Source organism: Agrococcus sp. KRD186 (genome assembly GCF_017168255.1).
Taxonomy (GTDB): Bacteria; Actinomycetota; Actinomycetes; order Actinomycetales; family Microbacteriaceae; genus Agrococcus.
Map to the genome: position 1 here is coordinate 334,641 of NZ_JABFAP010000001.1, position 24,495 is coordinate 359,135.

21 protein-coding genes are annotated in these 24,495 nt (G+C 72.4%); 15 read left to right on the forward strand and 6 right to left on the reverse strand.

All coding sequences use genetic code 11. The features are described 5' to 3' along the window. Window positions 1-3 precede the first annotated feature (3 nt). Window positions 4-2,838 (forward strand): FtsK/SpoIIIE domain-containing protein, encoded by a 2,835-nt coding sequence (locus J1M46_RS01705; RefSeq protein WP_206446256.1) that lies wholly within the window; start codon window positions 4-6, stop codon window positions 2,836-2,838. On the opposite strand, the gene ald is transcribed toward J1M46_RS01705, so the two are convergent. Both ald and J1M46_RS01715 read right to left on the reverse strand, forming a co-directional pair. Continuing rightward, window positions 2,805-3,917: an alanine dehydrogenase gene (gene ald, locus J1M46_RS01710; RefSeq protein WP_206446257.1), complete on the reverse strand. Its 1,113-nt coding sequence runs from the start codon at window positions 3,915-3,917 to the stop codon at window positions 2,805-2,807. The genes J1M46_RS01705 and ald overlap by 34 nt on opposite strands. Continuing rightward, window positions 3,917-5,251 (reverse strand): aminotransferase class III-fold pyridoxal phosphate-dependent enzyme, encoded by a 1,335-nt coding sequence (locus J1M46_RS01715; RefSeq protein ID WP_206446258.1) that lies wholly within the window; start codon window positions 5,249-5,251, stop codon window positions 3,917-3,919. The genes ald and J1M46_RS01715 overlap by 1 nt, the downstream gene beginning before the upstream one ends. 61 nt (window positions 5,252-5,312) lie before the next feature. On the opposite strand from J1M46_RS01715, the gene J1M46_RS01720 reads away from it, so the two are divergent. After that, entirely contained in the window at window positions 5,313-5,810 is a 498-nt protein-coding gene (locus tag J1M46_RS01720; RefSeq protein ID WP_206446259.1) for an OsmC family protein, read from the forward strand. After that, window positions 5,807-6,895: a 1-deoxy-D-xylulose-5-phosphate reductoisomerase gene (gene dxr / locus J1M46_RS01725; RefSeq protein WP_206446260.1), complete on the forward strand. Its 1,089-nt coding sequence runs from the start codon at window positions 5,807-5,809 to the stop codon at window positions 6,893-6,895. Before J1M46_RS01720 ends, dxr begins: the two co-directional genes overlap by 4 nt. Here the strand turns inward: dxr and J1M46_RS01730 are convergent. Then, entirely contained in the window at window positions 6,892-7,551 is a 660-nt protein-coding gene (locus J1M46_RS01730; protein WP_206446261.1) for a hypothetical protein, read from the reverse strand. The genes dxr and J1M46_RS01730 overlap by 4 nt on opposite strands. 47 nt (window positions 7,552-7,598) lie before the next feature. Here J1M46_RS01730 and J1M46_RS01735 point away from each other — a divergent pair, with 47 nt between their 5' ends. Continuing rightward, window positions 7,599-8,927, forward strand: a complete 1,329-nt coding sequence (locus tag J1M46_RS01735; RefSeq protein WP_206446262.1) for a M50 family metallopeptidase — start codon at window positions 7,599-7,601, stop codon at window positions 8,925-8,927. A gap of 12 nt (window positions 8,928-8,939) precedes the next feature. Here J1M46_RS01735 and J1M46_RS01740 read toward each other — a convergent pair whose 3' ends face one another. After that, a complete protein-coding gene (locus tag J1M46_RS01740; protein ID WP_206446263.1) occupies window positions 8,940-9,911 on the reverse strand; it encodes an RNase H family protein in 972 nt (323 codons plus the stop codon). Between the two features lie 336 nt (window positions 9,912-10,247). Between J1M46_RS01740 and ispG the strand changes: the two genes are divergently transcribed. From ispG to J1M46_RS01780, 8 genes are all read left to right on the forward strand, one after another. Then, window positions 10,248-11,390 (forward strand): flavodoxin-dependent (E)-4-hydroxy-3-methylbut-2-enyl-diphosphate synthase, encoded by a 1,143-nt coding sequence (gene ispG, locus J1M46_RS01745; protein ID WP_206446264.1) that lies wholly within the window; start codon window positions 10,248-10,250, stop codon window positions 11,388-11,390. A 1-nt stretch (window position 11,391) separates the two neighbouring features. Continuing rightward, window positions 11,392-12,723, forward strand: coding sequence for an MFS transporter (locus J1M46_RS01750; RefSeq protein WP_206446265.1), 1,332 nt, complete (start codon window positions 11,392-11,394; stop codon window positions 12,721-12,723). A gap of 146 nt (window positions 12,724-12,869) precedes the next feature. Continuing rightward, a complete protein-coding gene (locus tag J1M46_RS01755; RefSeq protein WP_342384221.1) occupies window positions 12,870-13,877 on the forward strand; it encodes an AAA family ATPase in 1,008 nt (335 codons plus the stop codon). A gap of 43 nt (window positions 13,878-13,920) precedes the next feature. Then, complete coding sequence (locus tag J1M46_RS01760) at window positions 13,921-14,775, forward strand: DUF58 domain-containing protein (RefSeq protein WP_206446267.1); 855 nt, start codon at window positions 13,921-13,923, stop codon at window positions 14,773-14,775. Then, complete coding sequence (locus J1M46_RS01765) at window positions 14,762-15,259, forward strand: hypothetical protein (RefSeq protein WP_206446268.1); 498 nt, start codon at window positions 14,762-14,764, stop codon at window positions 15,257-15,259. Before J1M46_RS01760 ends, J1M46_RS01765 begins: the two co-directional genes overlap by 14 nt. Beyond that, on the forward strand, window positions 15,250-16,239 hold the full coding sequence (locus tag J1M46_RS01770) for a VWA domain-containing protein (protein ID WP_206446269.1): 990 nt from the start codon (window positions 15,250-15,252) through the stop codon (window positions 16,237-16,239). Before J1M46_RS01765 ends, J1M46_RS01770 begins: the two co-directional genes overlap by 10 nt. Beyond that, window positions 16,239-17,231 carry a vWA domain-containing protein gene (locus J1M46_RS01775; protein WP_241249202.1) on the forward strand — a complete coding sequence of 331 codons (993 nt, stop codon included), beginning with the start codon at window positions 16,239-16,241 and terminating at the stop codon, window positions 17,229-17,231. The genes J1M46_RS01770 and J1M46_RS01775 overlap by 1 nt, the downstream gene beginning before the upstream one ends. After that, window positions 17,228-17,989: a hypothetical protein gene (locus tag J1M46_RS01780; RefSeq protein ID WP_206446271.1), complete on the forward strand. Its 762-nt coding sequence runs from the start codon at window positions 17,228-17,230 to the stop codon at window positions 17,987-17,989. The genes J1M46_RS01775 and J1M46_RS01780 overlap by 4 nt, the downstream gene beginning before the upstream one ends. Window positions 17,990-18,173: 184 nt before the next feature. Here the strand turns inward: J1M46_RS01780 and J1M46_RS01785 are convergent, their stop codons facing one another. Beyond that, the gene (locus tag J1M46_RS01785) at window positions 18,174-19,643 is read right to left on the reverse strand and encodes an IS1182 family transposase (protein WP_446698548.1); all 1,470 of its coding nucleotides are present in this window, start codon (window positions 19,641-19,643) and stop codon (window positions 18,174-18,176) included. 93 nt (window positions 19,644-19,736) lie between these two features. Here J1M46_RS01785 and J1M46_RS01790 point away from each other — a divergent pair, with 93 nt between their 5' ends. Further along, a complete protein-coding gene (locus tag J1M46_RS01790; protein WP_206446272.1) occupies window positions 19,737-21,500 on the forward strand; it encodes a proline--tRNA ligase in 1,764 nt (587 codons plus the stop codon). Here J1M46_RS01790 and J1M46_RS01795 read toward each other — a convergent pair whose 3' ends face one another. Then, complete coding sequence (locus J1M46_RS01795; protein ID WP_206446273.1) at window positions 21,501-22,979, reverse strand: amino acid carrier protein; 1,479 nt, start codon at window positions 22,977-22,979, stop codon at window positions 21,501-21,503. Between the two features lie 150 nt (window positions 22,980-23,129). On the opposite strand from J1M46_RS01795, the gene nusA reads away from it, so the two are divergent. After that, window positions 23,130-24,119 (forward strand): transcription termination factor NusA, encoded by a 990-nt coding sequence (gene nusA / locus J1M46_RS01800; RefSeq protein WP_206446274.1) that lies wholly within the window; start codon window positions 23,130-23,132, stop codon window positions 24,117-24,119. Window positions 24,120-24,147: 28 nt separating this feature from the next. Next, on the forward strand, window positions 24,148-24,396 hold the full coding sequence (locus tag J1M46_RS01805) for a YlxR family protein (RefSeq protein ID WP_206446275.1): 249 nt from the start codon (window positions 24,148-24,150) through the stop codon (window positions 24,394-24,396). Window positions 24,397-24,495 lie beyond the last annotated feature (99 nt).

Genomic DNA, 24,495 nt, shown 5'->3' on the forward strand with positions numbered 1-24,495 from the left:
GCCATGCCGACCCGCATCGACCTGCCGCGCCCGCCCGCAGACCCCGAGCCGGCGCCGTTCCCGCTGCTGGCGAGCCTGGCACCGGTGCTGGGCGCCGGTGCCATGTGGCTGCTGCTGCAGACGCCCACGGTGCTGGTCTTCGCCATCCTCGGCCCCGTGATCGCGCTGGCGAGCATGGGCGACGGCCGCCGCAATCGCAAGCGGCGGCGCGCGCGGGAGGCGGCGCGCTGGCGGGCCGAGATCGCCGAGGTCGCGAACCGCATCGACACTGCGCTCGACGAGCAGCGGGCCGAGCTCGCCGCCGCGCACCCGGGGCCGCGGGCGGTGGCGGCCCGCCCCTCCCACGACCCGCACCGCTGGCGGCGCGAGCCCGGCGCCCCGGTGCCGGTGGTGCTGGGCACCGGACCGCTGGCCTCGGGCATCGCCGTCGAGGGCGATGTGCCGGCGAGCGACCCGGCGGTGCGCAGGCTTGGCGCCGCCGAGCAGGCCGAGCGGCTGCGCTCCGCGGCGGCGCTCGTCGACGGCCCGCTCGTGGTCGACGCCCGCGAGGGCATCGGCATCGTCGGGCCACCGCTGGTCGCCCTCGCGCTCGCGCGCTCGGCGGTCGTGCAGGCGGCGGATGCGGTGCCGCCGGATGCTGCGGAGGCGATCGTCCCAGCCGACCCGGCCTGGGACTGGCTGGCGCAGCTGCCGCATCCCCTGCACCGCGAGCCGGGGTCGAGCGTGCGCCTGGTGGGCGACGGCGTGGAGGTGACCATCGCGGTGGCCGAGCACGCCTCGCAGCTGCCGCGCGAATGCCGCATCGTCGTGCACGCCGCGCTCGATGCGGCGCGCGTCGGCGAGCGCACCTGCACGCCCGCGGCGATCGCCGAGCGCGAGGCGCTCGCGGCGGTCGAGACCCTCGCCGCCGCGGCCTCGCACGCCGGCATCCGGCTGGCGGGCGGCCTGCCCGCCCACGTCGAGCTCGAGGCGCTGCCGGTGGCCGACGGCGGGCTCGCGGCGGTCTTCCTCGCCGACGAGGCGCCCATCGAGCTCGACCTCGTGCGCGACGGCCCGCACGCGGTGGTCGGCGGCACGACCGGCTCGGGCAAGAGCGAGCTGCTGATCGCCTGGGTGGCGGCGATGGCCGCCGGGCGCTCGACCGCGGAGGTCTCGTTCCTGCTGGTCGACTTCAAGGGCGGCGCCTCCTTCGCGCCGCTGCTGGGCCTGGCGCACTGCGTCGGCGTGATGACCGATCTCGACCAGGCCGGTGCGGTGCGCGCGATCGAGAGCCTGAAGGCCGAGCTGCGCCGCCGCGAGCGGCTGCTGGCCGAGCAGGCCGTGCGATCGATCGAGGAGGCTGTCGGCATGCCGCGGCTGGTGATCGTGGTCGACGAGTTCGCCGCCATGCTCGCCGAGCTGCCCGATCTGCACCGGCTGTTCGTCGACCTCGCCGCCCGCGGCCGCTCGCTCGGCGTGCACCTGGTGCTGTGCACGCAGCGGCCCGCGGAGGCGGTGCGCGACTCGCTGCTGGCCAACTGCGGCATCCGCATCTCGCTGCGCGTCACCGACGAGCACGACGCGGTCGCCGTCACAGGCTCCGCCTCGGCCGCGTCGATCCCGCTGGCGGCGCGCGGCCGCTGCGTCGTGCGGGTCAGCGGCGGCGCCACCCGCACGGCGCAGGCTGCGCTGGCCGGCCCCGCGCACCTGGCCGCGCTCGTCGCCGCGGCCGCCGAGCAGCCGCGCGCCCCGCGGCCGTGGCGCGAGCCGCTGCCGGCCTCGCTGGCGCTGGCGGCCGTCGACGCCGCGATCCGCGCCGCGGCCGCCGGGACGGCCGGCAGCGCCGGGACGGCCCGCGCCGCTGAGACGGCCGGCACCGGTGGGCCTTCGGGCACTGCGCCCGCGGGCATCCGCCTGGGCCTCGTCGACCGGCCCGCCGAGCAGCTGGTCGCGCCGGTGCTGTGGCGGCCGGCGACCGATGGCGCGCTGCTGGTCGTCGGGGGAGCGGCGAGCGGCCGCACGAGCCTCGCCGAGCTGCTCGCCGGCCAGCTCGGCACGACGGTCGTCGACCGCGAGGACGCGCTCTGGGATGCGCTGCAGGAGCCCGGCCCGCTGGTGGTCGACGACCTCGACCTGCAGCTGGCTCGCCTCAGCGAGGAGCAGCAGTCGAGCGTCGCGCAGACCCTCGCGCGCCGCATGCGGGAGGGGTCGCCGGTGGCGCTCACCGCCCGCCGGGTCTCGACCGCGATGGGGCAGATCGCGCCGCTGGCCGAGCTGCGCATCCTGCTGCGCATCGCCAGCAGGCAGGAGCACATCGTCGCCGGCGGTGCCGGGCACGTGCACGACGGATCGCTGCCGCCCGGCGCCGGCTGGCTCGACGACGAGCGCGTCCAGCTCGCGCTGCCCGAGGCCGCGGTGGCCAGGCGCGAGCCCCGAGCGGTGCCGCTGCCGGAGGGCCCGGTCGCCGTGGTGCTCGGCCCCGGTGCGCAACTGCCGCCCGCGCTCGCCGCCCTCGACCTGGCGGCGCGCTCGGCGAAGCCGGGGCAAGGCGCCGCCGGAGGCGCTGCACAAGGAGGCGCTGCACACGGTGGCGCTGCACACGGAGGCGGCGGCGCCTCAGGCCCGCCGGCGCTCGTGCTCGGCTCGGTCGGCGAGTGGGAGGCGGCGTGGGGCGAGCTCGACCGGTTGCGCGCCGAGCGGCCCGTGCTGGTGCTCGGCGTGGACGAGCGGCAACTGCGGCAGGTGCTGCGGCACGCGCCGCCGCCGCCGCCGATGCGCTCGGCACCGGCCTGGGTGCTCGACGCCGGCCGCTTCGAGCGGCTGCGCTACCCCAGCAGCGAGGCGAGCGGTGTCGCCTGAGTCTCGAGCGCCGACGCGACCGCGGCATTGGCCACCTGCCCGCCGGTGGTGTTGAGCCCGGCCGCCAGTCCCGCATCCGCCCGCAGCGCCTCGCGCCAGCCCAGACCGGCTAGCCGGGTGGTGGCGTGCAGCGTCGCGTTGGTGAGCGCCTCGGTCGAGGTGCGCGGCACCGCGCCCGGCAGGTTCGTGACGCACGCGAAGACGGTGTCGTGCACGCGGAAGGTCGGCTGCTGGTGGGTCGTCGGCCGAGAATCGGCGAAGCAGCCGCCCTGGTCGATCGCGATGTCGACCAGCACGGAGCCGGGCCGCATGGCCTCGACCATGTCGCTGGTGACCAGCTTCGGCGCCTTCGCGCCGGGGATGAGCACCGAGCCGATCACGAGGTCGGCGTCGCGCACCGCCTCCGAGACGGTGACGCGGTTCGAGTGCAGCGTCTGCACGCGGCCGCCGTAGATGGTGTCGAACTGCCGCAGGCGCGGGAGCGAGACATCGAGCACGGTCACGCGCGAGCCGAGACCGACGGCCATCTCGACCGCGGCCGTGCCGGCGACGCCGCCGCCGACGACGACCGTGTGGCCCGCACGCGTGCCGGGCACGCCGCCCAGCAGCAGCCCCGCACCGCCCGAGGGGGCGGTCAGCAGCGAGGCGCCCTGCACGACCGAGAGCCGGCCGGCGACCTCGCTCATCGGGGCGAGCATCGGCAGCGAGCCGTCGGGTGCGCGCACCGTCTCGTAGGCGATCGCCGTCGTGCCCGCGTCGAGCAGCGCCTGCGCCAGCGCCGGCTCCGCCGCCAGGTGCAGGTAGGCGAACAGCGTCAGGTCGTCGCGCAGGAAGCCGTACTCCGCCGGGGTCGGCTCCTTGACCTTGAGCACCAGCTCGGCCGCCCATGCCTCGGCCGCCGTCGCGACGATGCACGCGCCGGCCTCCTCGTAGACGGCATCCGGGAAGCCGCTGCCGGCGCCTGCGCCGGTCTCCACCAGCACCTCGTGGCCGCGGACGACGAGCTCGGTCGCGCCGGTCGCCGTCAGGGCGACCCGCGCTTCGTCGGCCTTCGTCTCGCGCGGGACCCCGATCCGCATCAGGCGGCGCTCAGGCTCGACGCCAGCGCGCGGCCGATCACGTCGATCGCCTCGCGGATCTGGTCGTCGGTGATCGCCAGGCTGGGCAGGAAGCGCAGCACGTTGTAGTCGGTGCCTGCGGTCAGCACGAGCACGCCGTCGAGGCCTGCGGCCGCCGAGATCGGCGCCGCCGGGATCGGCGCACCCGTCTCCGGGTCGATGAGCTCGACCGCCAGCATCGCGCCCTTGCCGCGCACCTCGATGATCTCGGGGTGGCGCTCGGCGAGCTCGTCGAGCAGCGGGCGCATGACGCGCTCGATGCGCTGCGCCTCGCCGTTCAGGTCGTCGGCCTCGATCTGTTCGAAGACCGCCACCGCCGCGGCGCACGCGATCGGGTTGCCGCCGAAGGTGCCGCCGAGGCCGCCCACGTGCACGCTGTCCATGATCTCGGCGCGGCCCGTGACGCCCGCGAGCGGCAGGCCGCCGGCGATGCCCTTGGCCGAGAGCACCAGGTCCGGCACCCAGCCGAAGTGGTCGGAGGCGAAGGTCGCGCCCGTGCGGCAGATGCCCGACTGCACCTCGTCGGCGATCATGACGACGCCGTTCGCGGTGCACCACTCCTGCATGGCGGGCAGGTAGCCGTCGGCGGGCACGATGAAGCCGCCCTCGCCCTGGATGGGCTCGATCACCAGGCACGAGAGGTCCTCGACGCCCACGTGCTTCTCCAGGTGGTACTGGGTGCGCTCAGCGGCCTCTGCGCCGCTCAGCCCGTCCTGCAGCGGGTAGGAGCCCGGCGCGTGGAAGATATCGGAGGCCAGCGGACCCATGCCGGCCGCGTACGGCATCGGCTTGTAGTTCATGGTCATCGTCAGGTTCGTGCGGCCGTGGTAGCCGTGCTCGACGACGGCGACCGCGCGGCGGCCGGTGTACTTGCGGGCGATCTTCACGCCGTTCTCGACCGCCTCCGAGCCCGAGTTCACGAAGAACGACTTCTTGTCGTGGTCACCGGGGGTGTGGGCGGCGAGGTATTCGGCGATCCGCACGTAGGGCTCGTAGGGCGTGGTGCCGAACAGCGAGTGGGTGAGCTTGCCCACCTGCTCGCGCACCGCATCCACCACCTTGTCGTTGGTGTGGCCGATGGTCGTCACGCCGATGCCGCAGCCGAGGTCGATGAAGCGGTTGCCGTCGACGTCGGTGATGATCGCGTCGTGCGCCGACTCGATGAACACGGGCAGCTGGTGCGGCACCGCCTTCGCGACCACGCGCTCCTTGCGCTCCAGCAGCGCGCGGCTGTTCGGGCCGGGGATCTCGGTGACGATGGAGCGGGAGAGCGCAGGCGCGACGATGTCAGTCATACCGCCGATCCTACGCCGAGCGGCATGGCCCCGACCAGCGCCAGAGCCCTAGGCTGACGGCATGCCGATGCAGCACAGCTACGCCGTCGAGGTCGAGTGGACCGGGGCGGGTGAGACGGGCACCGCCACCTACCGCTCCTACACCCGCGACCACGTCATCCGCATCGACGGGCTGCCCGACATCCTGGGCTCGTCCGACAAGACCTTCCGCGGCGACGCACGGCGCCACAACCCCGAGCAGCTGCTGCTGACGGCGCTCGCGCAGTGCCACATGCTCAGCTATCTGCACCAGGCCGCCAGCCGCGGCATCGTCGTCACCGCCTACCGCGACGAGGCGACCGGCACGATGGAGACCGCCGGCACCGGCGGCCGCTTCACGAGCGCGCTGCTGCGCCCGGTGGTGACGATCACGGATGCGTCCCAGGCCGCAGACGCGCTGGACGCGCACGGGCAGGCGGCCGAGGACTGCTTCATCGCCGCATCCGTCGCCTTCCCGGTGCTGCACGAGCCGGTGATCCTGGTCGCCGGCGAGGTCGTCGCGGGCGGGGGAGCGGCATGAGCGAGCGCCGCCGCGTCATCCTGCTCGGCTCCACCGGCTCGATCGGCGTGCAGACGCTCGACGTCATCCGCGCCAACCAGGAGCGCTTCGAGGTCGTCGGCCTCGTCGCCGGCAGCGACCGGGCCGGCCTCGACGCCCAGCAGGCCGAGTTCGGCGGCGAGGCCGCACTGGGGGCGGATGCGGCGGTCACCATGATCGAGTCGGTCGAGGCCGACGTGGTGGTCAACGGCATCACCGGCTCGGTCGGGCTCGCGCCCACGCTCGCCGCGCTCGACGCCGGCCGCACCCTCGCGCTCGCGAACAAGGAGTCGCTCATCGCCGGCGGCGACCTGGTGATGGCGCGCGCGCAGCCCGGCCAGATCGTGCCGGTCGACTCGGAGCACTCGGCCATCGCGCAGTGCCTGCGCTCCGGCACCCACGGTGAGGTCCGACGGCTCGTGCTCACCGCATCCGGTGGCCCGTTCCGGGGCTGGAGCCGGCAGCGCATGGCGGATGTGTCACCGGCGGATGCGCTCGCGCACCCCACGTGGGACATGGGGCCGATGGTCACCACCAACTCGGCCACGATGGTCAACAAGGGGCTCGAGGTGATCGAGGCGCACCTGCTGTTCGACGTGCCGCTCGAGCAGATCGACGTGACGGTGCACCCGCAGTCGATCGTGCACTCGATGGTCGAGTTCGTCGACGGCTCGACGATCGTGCAGGCCTCGCCGCCCGACATGCGGCTGCCGCTCTCGCTCGGGCTCGACTGGCCGCACCGCATCGCCGGCGTCGGGGCGCCGCTCGACTGGACGCGCAGCTCGAGCTGGGAGTTCGAGCCGCTCGACGAGGAGGCCTTCCCCGCGGTGGCGCTCGCGAAGCGGGTCGGCCGGGCTGGCTCGACGTTCCCGGCGGTGTTCAACGCCGCGAACGAGCAGGCGGTGCAGGCCTTCCACCTGGGCGAGATCGGCTTCCTCGACATCATCCCCACGATCGAGCGGGTGCTCGAGCAGCACGAGCCGGGCGAGCTGACGCTCGAGAGCGTGCTCGCCGCCGAGCGCTGGGCGCGCCGCGCCGCCGACGAGGCCGCCGGCGTGAACCGCTAGCGGGGGACCACCACCACCTCGACGTCGGCGGCGTCGATCGCCTCGACGACGGCGCCGGCGTCGTCCCACCAGCGCGCGTAGTGATCGGGGTCGAGGTTGATCTGCACCCCGTGCGCGACGCGCGTCGGGGCCAGCTGCTCGCGGCCCTCCAGCCTGGCGAGCGCCCGGTAGAAGAGCACGGCCGAGCCGTACGCATCCATGCGCACCTCATAGGCGCCCCAGCCGGTGCGCTGCTGGAAGAGGCCGCGCGAGTCAGGGCCGGCGTCGTCGCCGTGGTCCACCACCCGCAGGCTCGACTCGCCCATCGCCGTCATCACGCCGATGCGCACATCCCGCTCGCCGAGCCCGAGATCGCGGCCCGCCTGCATGACGATGGCGGCGTTCGCCAGCTGCCCGCCGCTCCAGCCGGCGACCGAGCGCGGCAGCCCGCCCTCGACGTGCGCCGTCTGCGCGACCGGATCGGGCGCGGGGCGCGTGATCGCCCAGGCCAGCAGCACCACCAGCAGCCGGCCGATCGCGCCCAGCACGATCGCGCGGCCGTCGAGGCGCGAGGCGGGCACCCGCTCGGCGACCGGCCGGCGCGGGGCCGGGCCGCGGCGCGGGGCCGGGCCGCGGCGCGGGGCCGGGCCGCGGCGCGATGCTGGGCTGCTCGACATGCTCGCCAGCGTAGGCACATTGGCTATGGCGCTAGCCTTGTCGCTCGATGGAAGCCGTCCTCCTCTACATCGTGGGCGTGCTCGTCGTCGTCGTCGGCCTGGCCGTCTCGATCGGCCTGCACGAGCTCGGGCACCTGTGGCCCGCGAAGCTCTTCGGCGTGCGCGTCGGCCAGTGGATGATCGGCTTCGGGCCGACCATCTTCTCGTTCCGCAAGGGCGAGACCGAGTACGGCATGAAGTGGATCCCGCTCGGCGGCTACATCTCGATGTCGGGCATGTTCCCGCCGCTGAAGCCCGGCGGCGAGTCGAGGGATGCGTCCACGGGCTTCCTGGACACGCTCGTGCAGGATGCGCGCGACTCGAGCGCCGACACGATCCACGAGGGCGAGGAGGAGCGGGCGTTCTGGCGCCTGGCCACCTGGAAGCGCATCGTGATCATGCTCGGCGGCCCGACCATGAACCTGCTGATCGCCATCGTCGCCTACGGCATCGTGCTGAGCGGGTTCGGCATCGCCGTGCCCTCGACCACGGTCGCGAGCGTCAACGAGTGCGTCATCGCCGCATCCGCCGACCGCACCGACTGCGAGCCGAGCGACCCGCTCGCGCCGGCCGCAGAGGCCGGCATCGAGCCGGGGGACCGGATCGTCGCGATCGCCGGGCAGCCGATCGGCCGCTGGGACGACATCCAGGGCGCGATCCGCGAGCTCGCCGGGCAGCGGGTGCCGTTCGTCGTCGAGCGCGGCGGCGAGCAGGTGACCGTGCAGGTCTCGCCGCTCGCCAGCGAGCGCTACGTCTTCGACGACACCGGCCAGATGGTCGAGGTGGACGGCGAGCCGATCACCGAGACTGTCGGCTTCGTCGGCATCGGCCCGCGCTACGAGGTCGAGCAGCAGCCGGTGAGCGCCGTGCTGCCGGCCGTCGGCGACAACGTCGTGCGGGTGGGCGAGCTCATCATCAACCTGCCGCAGCGGCTCGTCGACGTGGCAGCGGCCGCCTTCGGGCCCGGGGAGCGCGACCCGAACGGGCCGATGTCGGTCGTCGGTGTCGGCCGCATGGCGGGCGAGATCGCGGCGCTCGACCAGGTGCCCATCCTCGAGCGCATCAGCGCCATGGTGCAGCTGATCGCGAGCCTCAACGTGGCGCTGTTCGTGTTCAACCTCATCCCGCTGATGCCGCTCGACGGCGGGCACGTGCTGGGCGCGATCGTCGACGCGGTGCGACGCGGATGGGCGAAGCTGCGCGGGAAGGTCGCCACACCGCTCGACACGGCCAAGTGGGTGCCGGTGACCCTCGCGGTGACCGCCGTGCTCGGCATCATGAGCGCGCTGCTGATCTACGCCGACATCGTCAAGCCGATCAGCGTCTTCGGCGGCTGAGCCGCGCGGCGGCTACGCCTCGCGGGTGCCCTGGTGGAAGCGCTGGCGCCAGCGGCCGCCGGTGCGCACCCAGAGGCTGCTGCGCAGCGCCGTCTCGTCGCCCACCGAGCGCCAGACGAGCAGCAGCGTGTCGTCGCCGAGCTCGTGACTCGCGAGCAGCTCGAGCTCAACAGGCTTCGGCAGCGGCGCGATCTCGGCGAGCAGCTCGTCGCGGCTCCAGCGCCGGCCGGAGGCGCCGATCTCCTCCCACTCGGGGTGCAGCAGCGCCGCGACCGAGGCGGGGTCGGCGCGCACCTCGTCGCTCAGCAGCGAGCGCTCGAGCCGCACGACCTCGGCTTCCGCGGGCGTGTCGGTGAGGAAGTCGAAGCCGTCGAAGAGGTCGGGGGCGGCGGTCGGAGCCGCAGCGGGCGCGGACGGAGCGGACGCATTCGCCGCGGGCGCGGGCGCAGCGGGCGTCGCGTCGGCCGACGGCACCGCGGCGGTGCCCACGCTGGGTGCACCCGGGCCGGTGACGCCGCCGAACCCGGGTCCCGCATCCGGCACCTTGCCCCGCTGGTAGGCGGCCGCCGCGCCGTTCGCGAGCCGGTCGGCGGCCTCGTTGAGCGCGTGGCCGGCGTGGCCCTTCACCCATTCGAAGGTGACGACGCCGCCCGCCGCCTTGCGCTCGGCCATCAGCCGGTCGAGCTGCTGCATGAGTTCGACGTTCATCACCGGCTTGCCGTCGGCCTTCTTCCAGCCCTTGCGCTTCCAGCCCGGCATCCACTGCGTGATCGCCTTGATGACGTACTGGCTGTCGCACAGGACGTGCAGCTCGGCGACGCCGTCGGTCTGCTGCAGCAGGTCGAGCACGGCGCTCAGCTCGCCGATGTTGTTCGTGCCGAGCCGCTGCCCGCCGGCGGCCCAGCGCGCGTCGTCGATGTACCAGCCCCAGCCGGTGGGGCCGGGATTGCCGAGGGAGGAGCCGTCTGCCGCTGCGGTGATCACCCGTCGATCCTGCCAGGCGTGGGCACGCGCGTGCTTCGGCCTCCGCCCGCCCAACGATCGAGGCGCGGGCGCGGGCGCGGGCGTGGGCACGCGCGTGCTTCGGCCTCCGCCCGCCCAACGATCGAGGCGCTTCAGACGGGTCTGTGGTTCCAGAACGCGATTATGGAGGATGCGATTCCAAGGATCCGTCTGAACGCCGGAAGCGCGAGCGGGCTGGGCGGGTCCCGGAAGCGCGAGCGGGTCGAGGGAGTCGAGCGTCGAGCGGACGGGCGCGGGACGGCCGCGGGGTGCCAGGCCGCGTCGGCGCTCATAGCCGCGGCGCGTAGTCTTGATGCCATGGCAGCCATCAACCTCGGCAAGCCCGAGCCGCTCACGCTCGCGCCCCGCCGCAAGAGCCGGCAGATCAAGGTCGGCAAGGTGCTCGTCGGCGGCGACGCACCCGTCTCGGTGCAGTCGATGACCACGACGAAGACCACCGACATCAACGCCACCCTGCAGCAGATCGCCGAGCTCACGGCCACCGGCTGCGACATCGTGCGCGTCGCGGTGCCCAGCCAGGACGACGCCGACGTGCTGCACATCATCGCCAAGAAGAGCCAGATCCCGGTGATCGCCGACATCCACTTCCAGCCGAAGTACGTCTTCCAGGCGATCGACGCCGGCTGCGCCGCCGTGCGCGTCAACCCCGGCAACATCCGCAGGTTCGACGACAAGGTCGGCGAGATCGCGAAGGCCGCGAAGGATGCGGGCACGAGCCTGCGCATCGGCGTCAACGCCGGCAGCCTCGACCCGCGCCTGCTCGAGAAGTACGGCAAGGCGACCCCCGAGGCGCTCGTCGAGAGCGCCATGTGGGAGGCGAGCCTGTTCGAGGAGCACGACTTCCACGACTTCAAGATCTCGGTCAAGCACAACGACCCGGTCGTGATGGTGAAGACCTACCGCATGCTCGCCGAGCGCGGCGACTGGCCGCTGCACCTCGGCGTCACCGAGGCGGGCCCGGCCTTCCAGGGCACGATCAAGTCGGCGACCGCCTTCGGCATCCTGCTCGCCGAGGGCATCGGCGACACCATCCGCGTCTCGCTCTCGGCGCCGCCGGTCGAGGAGATCAAGGTCGGCATGCAGATCCTGCAGTCGCTCAACCTGCGCGAGCGCAAGCTCGAGATCGTCTCCTGCCCGAGCTGCGGCCGCGCGCAGGTCGACGTGTACACGTTGGCGGATGCGGTGACCGAGGGCCTCAAGGACGTGCAGGTGCCGCTTCGGGTCGCGGTCATGGGATGCGTCGTGAACGGCCCGGGCGAGGCCCGCGAGGCCGACCTCGGGGTCGCCTCGGGCAACGGCAAGGGGCAGATCTTCATCAAGGGCGAGGTCGTCAAGACCGTGCCGGAGGCCGACATCGTCGCGACCCTCATCGAGGAGGCGCGCCGCATCGCGGACGAGCAGGGCCTGCCCGCGGGCGAGGCCGAGGTCGTCACGGCCTGACATGAGCGAGCCGCCGGGCGAGCCGCCGCGGAGCGAGTCCGTCTCCGGTGCGGCCGCGCCGGCAGCGGACGCACGCGCGGACGATGCACGGCCCGAGGCTGAGTTCGGGGCTGCCGGGGCGACCCCGGATCGGCCGCACCCCGCGCAGCGCCGCACGCTCGTGGTGCTCTCGCTCGCGCAGGCGCTCGGGGGGCTCTCCAACGGCGTCGCGCTCGGCGTCGGCTCGCTGCTGGTCGAGCAGGTCACCGGCCGCGCGGAGCTCGCCGGCCTCGCCGCCACGCTGCTGACGCTCGGCGGTGCCGCGCTCGCGGTGCCGCTGGCGAGGCTGGCGCAGCGCCGCGGCCGCCGCATCGCGCTGACCAGCGGCACGCTGCTGGCGCTCGCCGGCGCCGTGCTGCTCGCCATCGGCGGCACGCTCGGCTCGCCCGCGATCGTGCTGCCCGGCTTCTTCGTGCTCGGCGGCGCGATGGCCGTGAACCTGCAGTCGCGCTTCGCCGCCACCGATCTCTCCACGCCCCGCCGCCGCGGCCGCGACCTGTCGCTCGTGGTGTGGATGACGACCATCGGCGTCGTCATCGGCCCGAACCTCATCGGCCCCGGCGACACGCTGGGGCTGGCCCTGGGGCTGCCGCACCTGGTCGGCGCCTACGTCATCTCGGCCGTCGCGATGGCGATCACGGCCGCCGTGCTGTGGGTGCTGCTGCGGCCGGATCCGCTGCTGGAGAGCCGGGTCGGCCTGCCCACCCAGACCGAGCGGCCGCGCCTGCGCCTGCGCGCGCATCCGCGTGCCCTCGCCGCCGTGATCGCGGTCGCCGCCGCGCATTCGACGATGGTGGGCGTCATGGCGCTCACTCCGGTGCACCTCGACCAGGCGGGCCAGCACCTGGGCGTCATCGGCTTCACGATGAGCGCGCACACCGCAGGCATGTACGCGCTCTCGCCGGTCTTCGGCTGGCTCACCGACCGCGTCGGCGCCCGAGCGACGGTGCTGACCGGCGCCGGCATCCTGCTGCTCGCGATCGCGGCGAACCTCGCCCTGCCCGCCGGCCTCGCACCCATCGGGCTGGCGCTGCTGGGGCTGGGCTGGAGCGCGGCGACCGTCGCCGGCTCGACGCTCGTCGCCGCGGCGGTCGAGCTGCCGCTGCGCCCGGCGCTGCAGGGCCGGTCGGATCTGGTGATGGGGCTGTGCGCGGCCGCCGCCGGTGCCGCCGCGGGCCCGATCCTGGGCGTGGTCGGCTACGCCGGGCTCAACCTCGCGATGGTGCCGGTGATCGCGGTGCTCGCGGTCACCGCGGTGCTCGCGACGCGGGGACGAGCGACGCAACCGGGGTGAGCGCCCGCGGGGCCGGCCCGCATGGGCGGCACACCGCATCCGCCCACCGAACCTCCAGCGAGATGCTGGCCCGAGCAGATACCGTGACCGGGGCGAGAGCCCGTCAGACCAGCCGCCCAGCGGCGACCGACCGCGAGGAGCGACGCGTGACCCAAGCAGTGCCCGGCAGGGACCCGATCACGCCCGAGGAGCTCGAGCGCGCCACGACGATCATCCGCTCGATCGAGCAGGCCTTCCAGTCGACCGTCGTCGGCCAGCACCAGCTGCTGCGCTCGCTGCTGGTCGCGCTGCTGACCGGCGGCCACGTGCTGATGGAGTCGGTGCCGGGCCTGGCGAAGACGACCGCCGCGGCGACGCTCGCGCGGGCGGTCTCGGCCTCGTTCCACCGTATCCAGTGCACGCCCGACCTGCTGCCCAGCGACATCGTCGGCACGCAGATCTACAACCAGCACTCGGGCGAGTTCCGCACCCAGCTGGGCCCGGTGCACGCCAACTTCGTGCTGCTCGACGAGATCAACCGCTCGAGCGCCAAGACGCAGTCGGCGATGCTCGAGGCGATGCAGGAGCGGCAGACGTCGATCGGCGGCGAGACCTTCCCGCTGCCCTCGCCGTTCATCGTGCTCGCGACCCAGAACCCGATCGAGCAGGAGGGCACCTACACGCTGCCCGAGGCGCAGCTCGACCGCTTCCTGCTCAAGGAGATCCTCACCTACCCGTCGCCGACCGAGGAGGCCGAGATCGTGCGCCGCGCCGAGGCCGGTGTGTTCGACGACGACCACGACAAGCCGGTCGTCACCCTCGACGAGGTGCGGTTCCTGCAGGGGCTCGTCAAGCGCGTCTACGTCGACCAGGCGATCACGAACTACGTCGTGCAGCTGATGTACGTGACGCGGCACGCGGAGGACTACATCGGCGCGCAGCTGGCCGGCTACATCGAGTACGGCGCCAGCCCGCGCGGCTCGCTGTCGTTCTCGATGGCCTCGCGGGCGCTCGCGCTCGTGCAGGGCCGCGACTGGGTGATCCCGGAGGACGTCAAGGATCTGCGGCACGCCGTGCTGCGCCACCGCTTGATCCTCGGCTACGAGGCAGAGGCCGACGGCGTCACCAGCGAGCAGATCATCGACGCCATCTTCGGCGCAGTGCGGACCCCGTAGCGCCGTGACGACCCAGCGGCGGCTGCGCAAAGTGAAGACGACCATGTCGATTCACGCGCATCGTCGTACCCTCGAGCTGCTCGACGGCGAGTACGCCTCGATCCACCATGGCCGCAGCCACGACTTCGACGACCTGCGCGAGTACCAGCCGGGCGACGAGGTCAAGGACATCGACTGGAAGGCGACCGCGCGCAGCCACGTGCCGCTCGTCAAGCGCTACATCGCCTCGCGCCAGCACAACGTGCTGCTGGTGGTGGACTCCGGCCGCAACATGGCGGCCATCGCCGAGTCGGGGGAGTCGAAGCGCGAGCTCGCCATCCTGGTCTCGGGCGTGCTGGGCTACCTCGCCACCCGCCACGGCGACCGCGTCGCGCTGCTGATGGGCGACGAGGAGCGGCGGCAGGACATGCCGGAGGGCGGCAGCGAGTCGCACCTCGAGCGCATGCTGCGGCGCATCGACGAGGCCATCTCGGTCGAGGGCCCGCGCTCGGATCTGGAGTCCGTGCTCGAGCATGCGGTGCGGCGGATGCGTCGACGCTCGCTGATCGTCGTGGTCGCCGACGACCTGGCCTACACGCACGACCTCGACGTGCACCTCGGGCGCCTGCACGCCAGGCACGAGGTGCTGTGGGTCTCGATCGGCGACGCCGACCTGATGTCGCGCGCCGGCGACCACCGCGAGCTCGTCGGCGTCGACACCGGCACCGGGCTGCCCGCCTTCCTGCGGCGCGACCGCGGGCTGCGGAAGGCCTTCGACGGCGCCAGCGCCGAGCGCCGGGAGCGGCTCGAGACGGGCCTGCGCACCCTGGGCATCGCATCCGCTCGCATCGCATCGACCGAGACCGCCATCGGATCGCTCTTCCAGCTGCTCGTGAGGCACCGCCGTGCGCGCCGCTGAGGCTGCCGGGCTGGCGATGCTGCCCGCCCCCGACACCTACGGCCCCTTCGGCTACTGGCCGTGGTGGGTGCTGGGCGCGAGCGCGCTGCTGGTGGTGATCGCGCTGTACGCCTTCTCGTGGCTGTGGACGCGGCCGCGCGGCATCCTCACGCCGCCACCGCCGCCGCCCGTGCCGATCGACGTGCGCAGCGTGAAGCAGAAGTACTTGGGGATGATCGACGAGGTGGTCGCCGAGCACGAGGCGGGCGAGCTCGACCCGCGCGAGCTCTCGCAGCGACTCAGCATGGTGCTGCGCTTTTTCGCCCACGAGTCGACCGGCGTGGTGGCAGAGGTGATGACGCTGCGCGATCTGGGCGAGGCCGACCTGCCCTCGGTCGAGGGCGCGGTCTCGCAGTACTACCCCTCGTCGTTCCGCCGCGCCGCCAAGCACGACCCGGATGCCGCGATCGCCTCGGCCAGGCAGGTGGTGGCGACGTGGATGTGATGCTGCTGTGGCCGTGGATGCTCGCCCTGGCGGGCGTGGTCGCGGTCGTGCTCGCCGTGCTCGGCCTGTGGCTGCCGCGCCACCGCCGCGACCGCGGCCTGCCGGTCGCGCACGTCGACCGCATGACCGGGCTCGCCGCCTTCCGCGGGGCGCTGCTGCGCTACCGGCTGTGGATCGGCGGCGCGCTGCTCGCCTCCGTCGTCGGTGCGCTCGTCGCCGGAGCGGTCGCGGCACGCCCCTCCGGCATCCACGCCAATCAGGAGGATGACTACAAGCGCGACATCGTGCTGTGCCTCGACGTCTCCGGCTCGATGGTCGACGTGGATGCCGAGATCCTGGGCGTCTACCAGCAGATCGCGGCGGGGCTCGACGGCGAGCGCATCGGCATGCGCATCTTCGACGCGTCCAGCGTCATGTCGTTCCCGCTCACGAGCGACTACGACTACATCGCCGAGCAGCTGGGCCGCTACGAGCGGGCGCTGAACGGCACGCTCGGGCCCGACGAGCAGTTCAACTACCTCGCCGGCACCGCCAGCGGCCTGGGCGCCTCGCTGGTGGGCGACGGGCTCGCCTCCTGCGTGCTCGACTTCGCCGACCTGGAGGCGAGCGAGCGACCGCGCTCGATCATCCTCGCCACCGACAACATGGTGAACGGGCAGCAGATCTTCAGCCTCCCGCAGGCCGGCCAGCTCGCCGTCGACCACGAGGTGCGCGTCTACGCCATCAACCCGTTCGACTGGGGCGGCGATCCCGTCTCGCGGGAGCTGCGCGAGACCGCCGAGGGCACCGGCGGCGCCTACTTCCCGCTCGACTTCGCCCAGACGGTGCCGCAGATCATCGACCGGGTCAACGCCATCGAGGCCGGCTACATCGAGACGCCGCCGCAGATCCAGGTGGTCGACCGGCCGGGCGTGCTGCCGCTCGTGGTGCTCATCGTCGTCGCTGGCGTGTGCGCGATCGCGTGGAGTGTGCGCCTGTGATGCTGAGCTTCCACCCCACCCTGCCGATCGTCGTGATCGCCGTCGGCGCGCTCGCGCTCGGGCTGTGCCTGTGGCAGCTGGTCGCCGCACGCGGGCGCCGGCTCGCCTGGATGCGCCGCGCGCTGCTGGTGCTGCTCGCCGTCGCCATGGCCTTCCGGCCGGCGCTGCCGGGCGGCGAAGTGCCGACCGCCTCCATCCAGGCGCGCGTGTTCGTGATGATCGACACCTCGCAGTCGGTCGCCGCCGAGGACTGGGGCACCGAGCCGCGCCTGACGGGCATGCAGGCGGATGTCGTCGAGATCGCCCGCTCGTTCGCCGGCGCCGATATCTCGGTGATCTCCTTCGACTCGCAGGCGAGCCTGCGCGTGCCGCTCACCGACGACGGCTCCGCGGTGATCGAGATGGTGCGCGCGCTGCGGCCCGAGATCGCTCTGCAGTCGCGCGGCACCTCCGTCGCCGCCGCGCACGACCTGCTGCGCACCGAGCTCGAGCGCAGCGCGGCCGAGGATCCGAACAGCCCCGCCGTCGTCTTCTACCTCGGCGACGGCGAGCACACGGCCGAGGAGGAGCCGCAGTCGTTCGACGACCTCGCGGGCCAGATCGACCGCGGGCTGGTGCTCGGCTACGGCACCGAGCAGGGCGGGCGCATGCGGGTCTCGAGCTTCGACGCCGGCCAGCAGCAGCAGTACCTGCAGGACCCGGCCGGCGGCGACGCGATCAGCCGCATCGACGAGGGCAGGCTGCGCGGCATCGCCGACCAGCTCGGCATCACCTACCTGCACCGCGCGCCCGGCCTGCCGATCGAGGATGCGCTGGGCCCGATGGCGGCGCTCGACGGCGAGGCGAACCTCGACCGCACCGAGGAGGCGCGCCTCGAGGTCGCCTGGATCTTCGGCATCCCCATCGCGCTCCTGCTCGCCTGGGAGGGCTTCAGCCTGGCCCGCTCGCTGCGCACCACGAGCGGCATCCTGCCGAAGCGGGAGCAGCGATGAAGCGCCTCCTCCGCCGCCGGGTGATCACCGACGACCAGCGCCGCACGCTGCGCTGGTGGCTGATGCTCGGGCTCATCCCGTTCGCATTGGTCGCGATCATCCTGGCGACGAAGCTGATCAGCGTGAACGTGCTCAGCGAGAGCGCGATCGATCGCTTCGAGTCGCGGGCCTACTCGCAGGGCGCGGAGGCGGCACGGGGGCTCGAGACCTGGAACTGGACCGAGCCGTGGAAGGCGCCGTTCGCCGTCGGTGTGAACCTCACGATGGCTGGCACCCTCGAGGAGGGCCGTGCCAAGATCGAGGAGGCGATCGCGCTGCATGGCGAGCCCACGACGGCGCCGCAGATGAACGAGCACTGCGTCATGGTCGCATCGCTGGTCACCGCGATCGAGAAGCAGGGTGACGTGGCGCGCGAGGCGTCGGACACGCAGGCTGCCAACGGCTTCTACACCGAGGCGCTCGCGCTCATCGCGGCGCAGCCCGAGGGCTGCATCGACACGCCCCTGCCCGGCGAGGCCGACACGGCCGCGCAGTTCGAGGCCGCCGTGCCGCGCATCGAGGAGAAGATCGAGGCCGGGTCGTCGCAGGACGGCGAGGGCGAAGGCGAGGGCGAGGGCGATGGCGATGGCGAGCCGCAGACGCCGGAGGAGCAGCTCGAGGATCAGAACCAGGATGCGCAGGAGGAGCAGCAGCAGCAGGACCAGTACGACGAGGGCGAAGAGCCCGGCGGCGGCCCGAGCGTCGAGCAGCCCTGGTGAGTCTCTAGGTGCGCGGGTCAGAATCGGTGACATGAGCGGCGGCGTTGGCTCTGGCGTCGCGCGTTGACGAGCGGGGAGCGGGGCACGGGCGGCATGTTCCGGCGTGCGAGCGTCAGGATCGCACGGCAAGGGGCTCGTGGTGGCTGTCGGCGGACGCCGCGACGCCCAGGACCCCCGTGGAGGGCTACGCGGGCGCCAGCCCGGCGTCGGTAGCGCCGCGGAGCTTGCGCAGGTTGTGGCAGATCGTGTGGAGCAGCCATTCGCCTTGCGCGCCGGCGAGTCCGCGCAGCCGGAGCTGTCCGGCGTTCTGCCGGGTCTTCATCTGCCCGAACGCGGGCTCCACGATCGCTTTGCGGCGCGCGTAGCCGGCACGGCCCTGCTCGGTGCGTAGCGCGTGCGCCATCTTCTCCCGCCGGCTCGCGCCCTCCGGGGCCGGCTCTGCCACGCCGGTGGTGGGGAACTGCTCGCCGTGGCGTTGCCGTCCCGTCGCGATCAAGACCTGCGCATCCAGTGTTTCGGCAGCTTCGAGGTTGGCTTCCGAGCAGTAGCCCGCATCAGCGAGGACGGCGCCCGGGGCACGATCAATCCCCGCTGCGTCGAGGTTCCGTGTGGTCTGGACGGTCATCGGGACGAACTGCTGGACATCGGTGGCCTGCTGGGTGACCTCGGCGGTCAGCACGATCTGGTGGGCTTCATCGACGACGGCCTGGGCGTTGAACGCGTAGTCGAAGCCGCGGTTGGTCTTCATCATCCGCGCCTCGGGATCGGTGAAGTTGCGTTGCGCTTTCGGCTTCGGCGCCGCCCTGTCGACCGCGGCGGCCACGGCCGCGTCGGCCTGCTCGGCGGGCTGGCCGGCGGCTTCGGCCTTCTTCCGCGCCGCGGCTGCCGCCTTCTCGGCCGTCTCGGCCTCGATCGCGTCCTTCGCCGCCCGCAGCTTCGCCAGGCGTCCCTCGCGGCGGGCCAGCTCCGGGGCGATCTCATCCCCGCGCCGGTCCTCACCGAACTGCTGATCCTCGGCCGCATCGACTGCCTCCGCCTCGGCCAGGAGCGCGTCGACCTCGGCTTGGAGCTGCTCGATCTTCGGCACGATCCGTTCGTAGCTCATCGCCTTGTGCCGGGACGCGTTCGCGGCCACCTTCGTGCCATCCAGCGCGACCCGCCCCAACCGCACCAGTCCCGCCTGCGCGCACACGCGCAGCACCTGCAGGAACAGCCCCGGCAGGGCGTCCAGGTGGCGGCGACGGAACCGGGCCAGGGACCGGTAGTCCGGCGCCTGATTGCCCGACAGCCACCGGAAGGCGATGTCGCGCTTGCACCGCCGCTCCAGCTCACGAGACGAGGTCACGCCCGTCGCGTACGCGAACAGCAGTAGCTTCAGCATCATCCGCGGGTCATACGGAGGTGCGCCCGAGGCGGACGCGTACGACGCGTAGACAGGCGACAGATCCAGGATGTCTTCGACGACCTCGGAGATGAACCGGGCCTCATCGTCCTCGTCCAGCCAGTCATCCAGGCTCGGCGGGAGCAGGAAGCTTTGGCTCTGGTCGTAGCCGCGGAACGTCTTGGCCGCGGCGGCCGGCGCCGCCGATCTCGTCGCCCGCGCCTCACCCGGCTCGATCTCGAACAGGCCCTCCGGGCCAGCAGCCACCGTCATGCACCGATTCTCCCAGCGTCCCGCGCTGGCCACCGGATCCGCCCCCGGCGCGTTACCCGAAAGGATCTGACCCACGCACCTAGACTCGCAAGGGTGATCCGCCTCTCCCAGCTCTTCTTCACCACGCTCCGCGAGGACCCGGCCGAGGCCGAGGTCGCGAGCCACCGACTGCTGCTGCGCGCCGGCTACATCCGCCGCGCAGGGGCCGGCCTCTACTCGTGGCTGCCGCTGGGCCTGCGGGTGCGCCGCAACATCGAGCGCATCGTGCGCGAGGAGATGGAGGCGGTGGGTGCCCAGGAGGTGCTCTTCCCCGGCCTGCTGCCGCGCGAGCCGTACGAGCGCAGCGGTCGCTGGACGGAGTACGGCGACGGCATCTTCACGCTGCAGGACCGCAAGGGCGCTGACCACCTGCTCGCCCCCACGCATGAGGAGGTCTTCACGCTGCTCGTGCAGGACCTGGTCTCGAGCTACAAGTCGCTGCCGCTGACGATCTTCCAGATCCAGGACAAGTACCGCGACGAGGCGCGCCCCCGGGCCGGTCTGCTGCGCGCCCGCGAGTTCACGATGAAGGACGCCTACTCGTTCGACGTCGATGACGCGGGGCTCGCGGCCTCGTATCAGGGCCAGCGCGATGCCTACGAGCGCATCTTCCAGCGCCTCGGGCTCGACTACGTCATCGTCGATGCAGACGCCGGCGCCATGGGCGGCTCGAAGTCCGAGGAGTTCATGCACCCGACGCCGGTCGGCGAGGACACCATCGTGCGCTCGGCCGGTGGCTATTCCGCCAACGTCGAGAAGTTCGAGACCGTCGTGCCGGCGCCCATCGCGATCGAGGGGCAGGCGGACGCGGTGGTGCGGGAGACGCCGGCGACCCCGACGATCGAGACCCTCGTCGCCGACGCGAACGCGCGCTTCCCTCGCGAGGATGGCCGAGCATGGACAGCCGCCGACACGCTCAAGAACGTCGTGCTGCGTCTCACGCACCCCGGCGGCGAGCGCGAGCTCGTCATCATCGGTCTCCCCGGCGACCGCGAGGTCGACGAGAAGCGTGTCGAGGTGGCGTTCCAGCCGGCTGAGGTCATCGCGGCCGACGAGGACGACTTCACGGCCAACCCTGGCCTCGTGAAGGGCTACATCGGCCCGTGGTCGCCATCGGGCGCAGTGCTGGGCGAGCAGGCCGCAACCGGCATCCGCTACCTGCTCGACAAGCGGGTCGTCGACGGCTCGAGCTGGATCACCGGTGCGAACGAGCCCGGCAAGCACGTCTTCGGGCTGGTCGCCGGTCGCGACTTCGTCGGTGACGGATGGGTTGAGGCCGCCGACGTGCGTGCCGGCGACCCCGCTCCCGACGGCTCTGGCCCCGTCACGCTCGAGCGCGGTATGGAGGTCGGCCACGTCTTCCAGCTGGGTCGCAAGTTCGCAGAGGCGCTCGGCCTCAAGGTGCTCGACCAGAACGGCAAGCTCGTCACCGTCACGATGGGCTCGTACGGCATCGGCGTGACCCGCAACCTGGCCGCGATCGCTGAGATCGCCCACGACCAGAAGGGCCTCATCTGGCCGCGCGAGGTGGCGCCGTTCGACGTGCACGTGGTCGCCACGGGCCGTGACGAGGCCATCTTCGGCGTCGCCGAGACGGTGGTCGCCGAGCTCGAGGGCCGCGGCCTCGAGGTGCTCTTCGACGACCGCCCCAAGGTCTCGCCCGGCGTCAAGTTCGGCGACGCCGAGCTCATCGGCGTGCCGCAGATCGTGGTCGTCGGCCGCGATGCTGTCGAGGGCTCGGTCGAGGTCTGGGACCGCGCGACGGGGGAGCGCTCGAAGGTGGAGATCGCGAACCTCGAGGCTGCGCTCGGGCGCTAGTCAGCGCGGGCGCTCGGTCTCCGCCTCGGGCTCGACGACCTCCCACTGGCCGGTGACCGTCTGCACGTCCTCCCACACCTCGATGCCGCGCACCTCCGGCAGCATGTCGCGGGTGAAGACCGGGTCCTTGCCCGCGCGGCGCTGCTCGTCGTAGTTCTTCAGCACCTTGAAGGCGACGCCCGAGAGCAGGCCGATCGCGACCAGGTTGACGATCGCCATCAGGCCCATGAGCAGGTCGGCGGTGTTCCAGATGGTCGCCGTCGCGATCACCGAGCCGCCCACCACGGCCACCACCGCGAGCACGCGGTAGACGGTCAGCACCCAGGGGCGCTCGGTGATGAACTCGATGTTCGACTCGCCGTAGTAGTAGTTGCCGATGATCGACGAGAACGCCAGCAGGAACACGATCACCGACAGTGCGATGCCCGCCCACGCGCCGAGCTGGCCGGTGAGCGCGTCGAAGGTGAGGCTGATGCCGCCCTCGGCACCGGTGAGGTCGGGCGTCGAGACCAGGATGATGAAGGCGGTGATCGAGCAGACCAGGAACGTGTCGAAGTAGACGCCGAGGGTCTGCACCAGGCCCTGCTTCGCGGGGTGCGTGACGGCGGCCGAGGCGCCGGCGTTCGGCGCAGAGCCGAGCCCGGCCTCGTTCGAGAACATGCCGCGCTTGACGCCCTGCATGAGGATCGTGCCGATCGCACCGCCGGCGACCTGCTGGAACCCGAAGGCGCCGGCGTAGATCTCGCCGAGCACCCGCGGCACCTCGGTGATGTTCATCGCCACGATCATGATGCCGAGGATCAGGTACAGCAGCGCCATCGCCGGCACGAGCGTCTCGGTGACCTTCGCGATGCGGCGCACGCCGCCGAAGATGATCAGGGCCGTCAGGATCGCGACCGCGATGCCGAGCGTCCAGGCGAGCCAGGGGGCATCCGTGCCGACAGTCGAGCTGATCGTCGCGACGATCGTGTTGGCCTGCAGCGAGGAGAACGCGAAGGGGAAGACGGCGATCAGGATGACCGCGAAGAGGATGCCCATCCAGCGCTTCCCGAGGCCGCGCTGCATGTAGTACGCGGGGCCGCCGCGGAAGCCGTCGCTGTAGCGGTGCTTGTAGAGCTGGGCGAGCGTCGACTCGATGAAGGAGGAGGCGCCGCCGACGAACGCCATGGTCCACATCCAGAAGATCGCGCCGGGGCCGCCGATCGCGATCGCGGTGGCGACGCCGGCGATGTTGCCGACGCCCACGCGGCTGGCGGCCGAGATGGTGAACGCCTGGAAGGCGGAGACCGACTGCGCGCTGCCGTCGCGGGCCTTCGGCGTCTTGTCGCCGAGCACCGTGAACATCGCCGGCAGCAGTCGCAGCTGCACGACGCCGCTGCGCACGGTGAAGTAGATGCCCAGTGCGGCGAGGATGGGCAGCACGATCCAGGTCCACCAGAAGTCGCCGGCCGTCAGGATCAGATCGTTGAATGCGTCCACGAGCAATCACAGTAGACCTATGACCCGGCTCGGTCCCGGCTCGGGCGGTGATGTGAGGCATCCGGCCCCGCCCCGTCGACCCCGGCGTGCCTGTAGACTGACCGGTCGGCATTCGTTGCCGAACGGACCGCAGGAACAAGGAGCCCACAAGTGAAGATCGATCTGAACGTGCTGAAGACCGTCGAGCGCGAGCGGGAGATCTCCCAGGACGACTTGATCCGCATCACCGAGCAGGCCATCCTGCAGGCGCACGTGCGCTCGGGCGAGAAGCCCGACCCCGCGGCGCCGCAGCCGCGCGTCGAGATCGACCGCAAGACCGGCGAGGTCACGCTCTACGAGCCAGAGCTCGACGAGGATGGCAACCGCATCGGCGAATCGATCGCGACCACCGACGACTTCAGCCGCATCGCCGCGACCGCCGCCAAGCAGGTCATCTTCCAGGCGCTGCGCGACAAGAGCGACGAGACCGTGCTGGGCGCCTACAAGGATCGCGAGGGCGACATCATCGCCGGCGTCGTGCAGCAGGGCACCAACCCGCGCATGGTGCAGGTCAAGCTCGGCGACGACATGGAGGCGCTGCTGCCGCCCGAGGAGCAGGCACCGGGCGAGGAGTACAAGCACGGCAAGCGGATGCGCGTCTACATCACCAAGGTCGAGCGCGGCCAGCGCGGGCCCCAGGTGACCGTCAGCCGCACGCACCCCTCGCTCGTGCGCCGGCTGTTCGCGCTCGAGGTGCCCGAGATCGCCTCCGGCGCCGTCGAGATCGTGGCGATCGCCCGCGAGGCCGGCCACCGCTCGAAGATCGCCGTGCGCGCGACGCAACCGGGCATCAACGCCAAGGGCGCCTGCATCGGCGAGATGGGCGCGCGGGTGCGCGCCGTGCAGGCAGAGCTGGGGGAGGAGAAGGTCGACATCGTCGACTTCTCCGACGACCTGCCCGCCTTCGTCGCCAGCGCGCTCAGCCCCGCACGGGTGTCGGATGCGTTCATGCTCGACGAGAAGACCAGGGCCGTGCGTGCGCTGGTGCCCGACTTCCAGCTCTCCCTCGCGATCGGCCGCGAGGGGCAGAACGCGCGACTGGCCGCGAAGCTCACCGGCGCGAAGATCGACATCCAGCCCGACTCCGTCATGGAGGACTGACCTCAGCCGCCCGGGCGTGTCGCCTGTTATGCTGGACTCCATCCGTACGTGCCTTGGCTGTCGCGCGCGCTCCGAACCCGCACTCCTGGTGCGGATCGCTGTGCAGGGCGACGCGGCGGTCGTCGATCACGATCGACGGCTTCCCGGCAGAGGCGCGTGGGTGCATCCGACGCAGCAGTGCGCGGAACGCGCAGTGCGCGCGATCCCGCGGGCCCTGCGCCAGCGGCACCTGGATACCTCGCCCATCGCCCGATGGGCACAGGACGGGCTCGTCTGAGCCCCGACCGAAGGAACGAAACCCACATGGACAACTGATGAGCAGCTCGAAATGAGACCCGTCAGCTATTGACGTCCGCCCTGTCCTGGGCGGACCAGG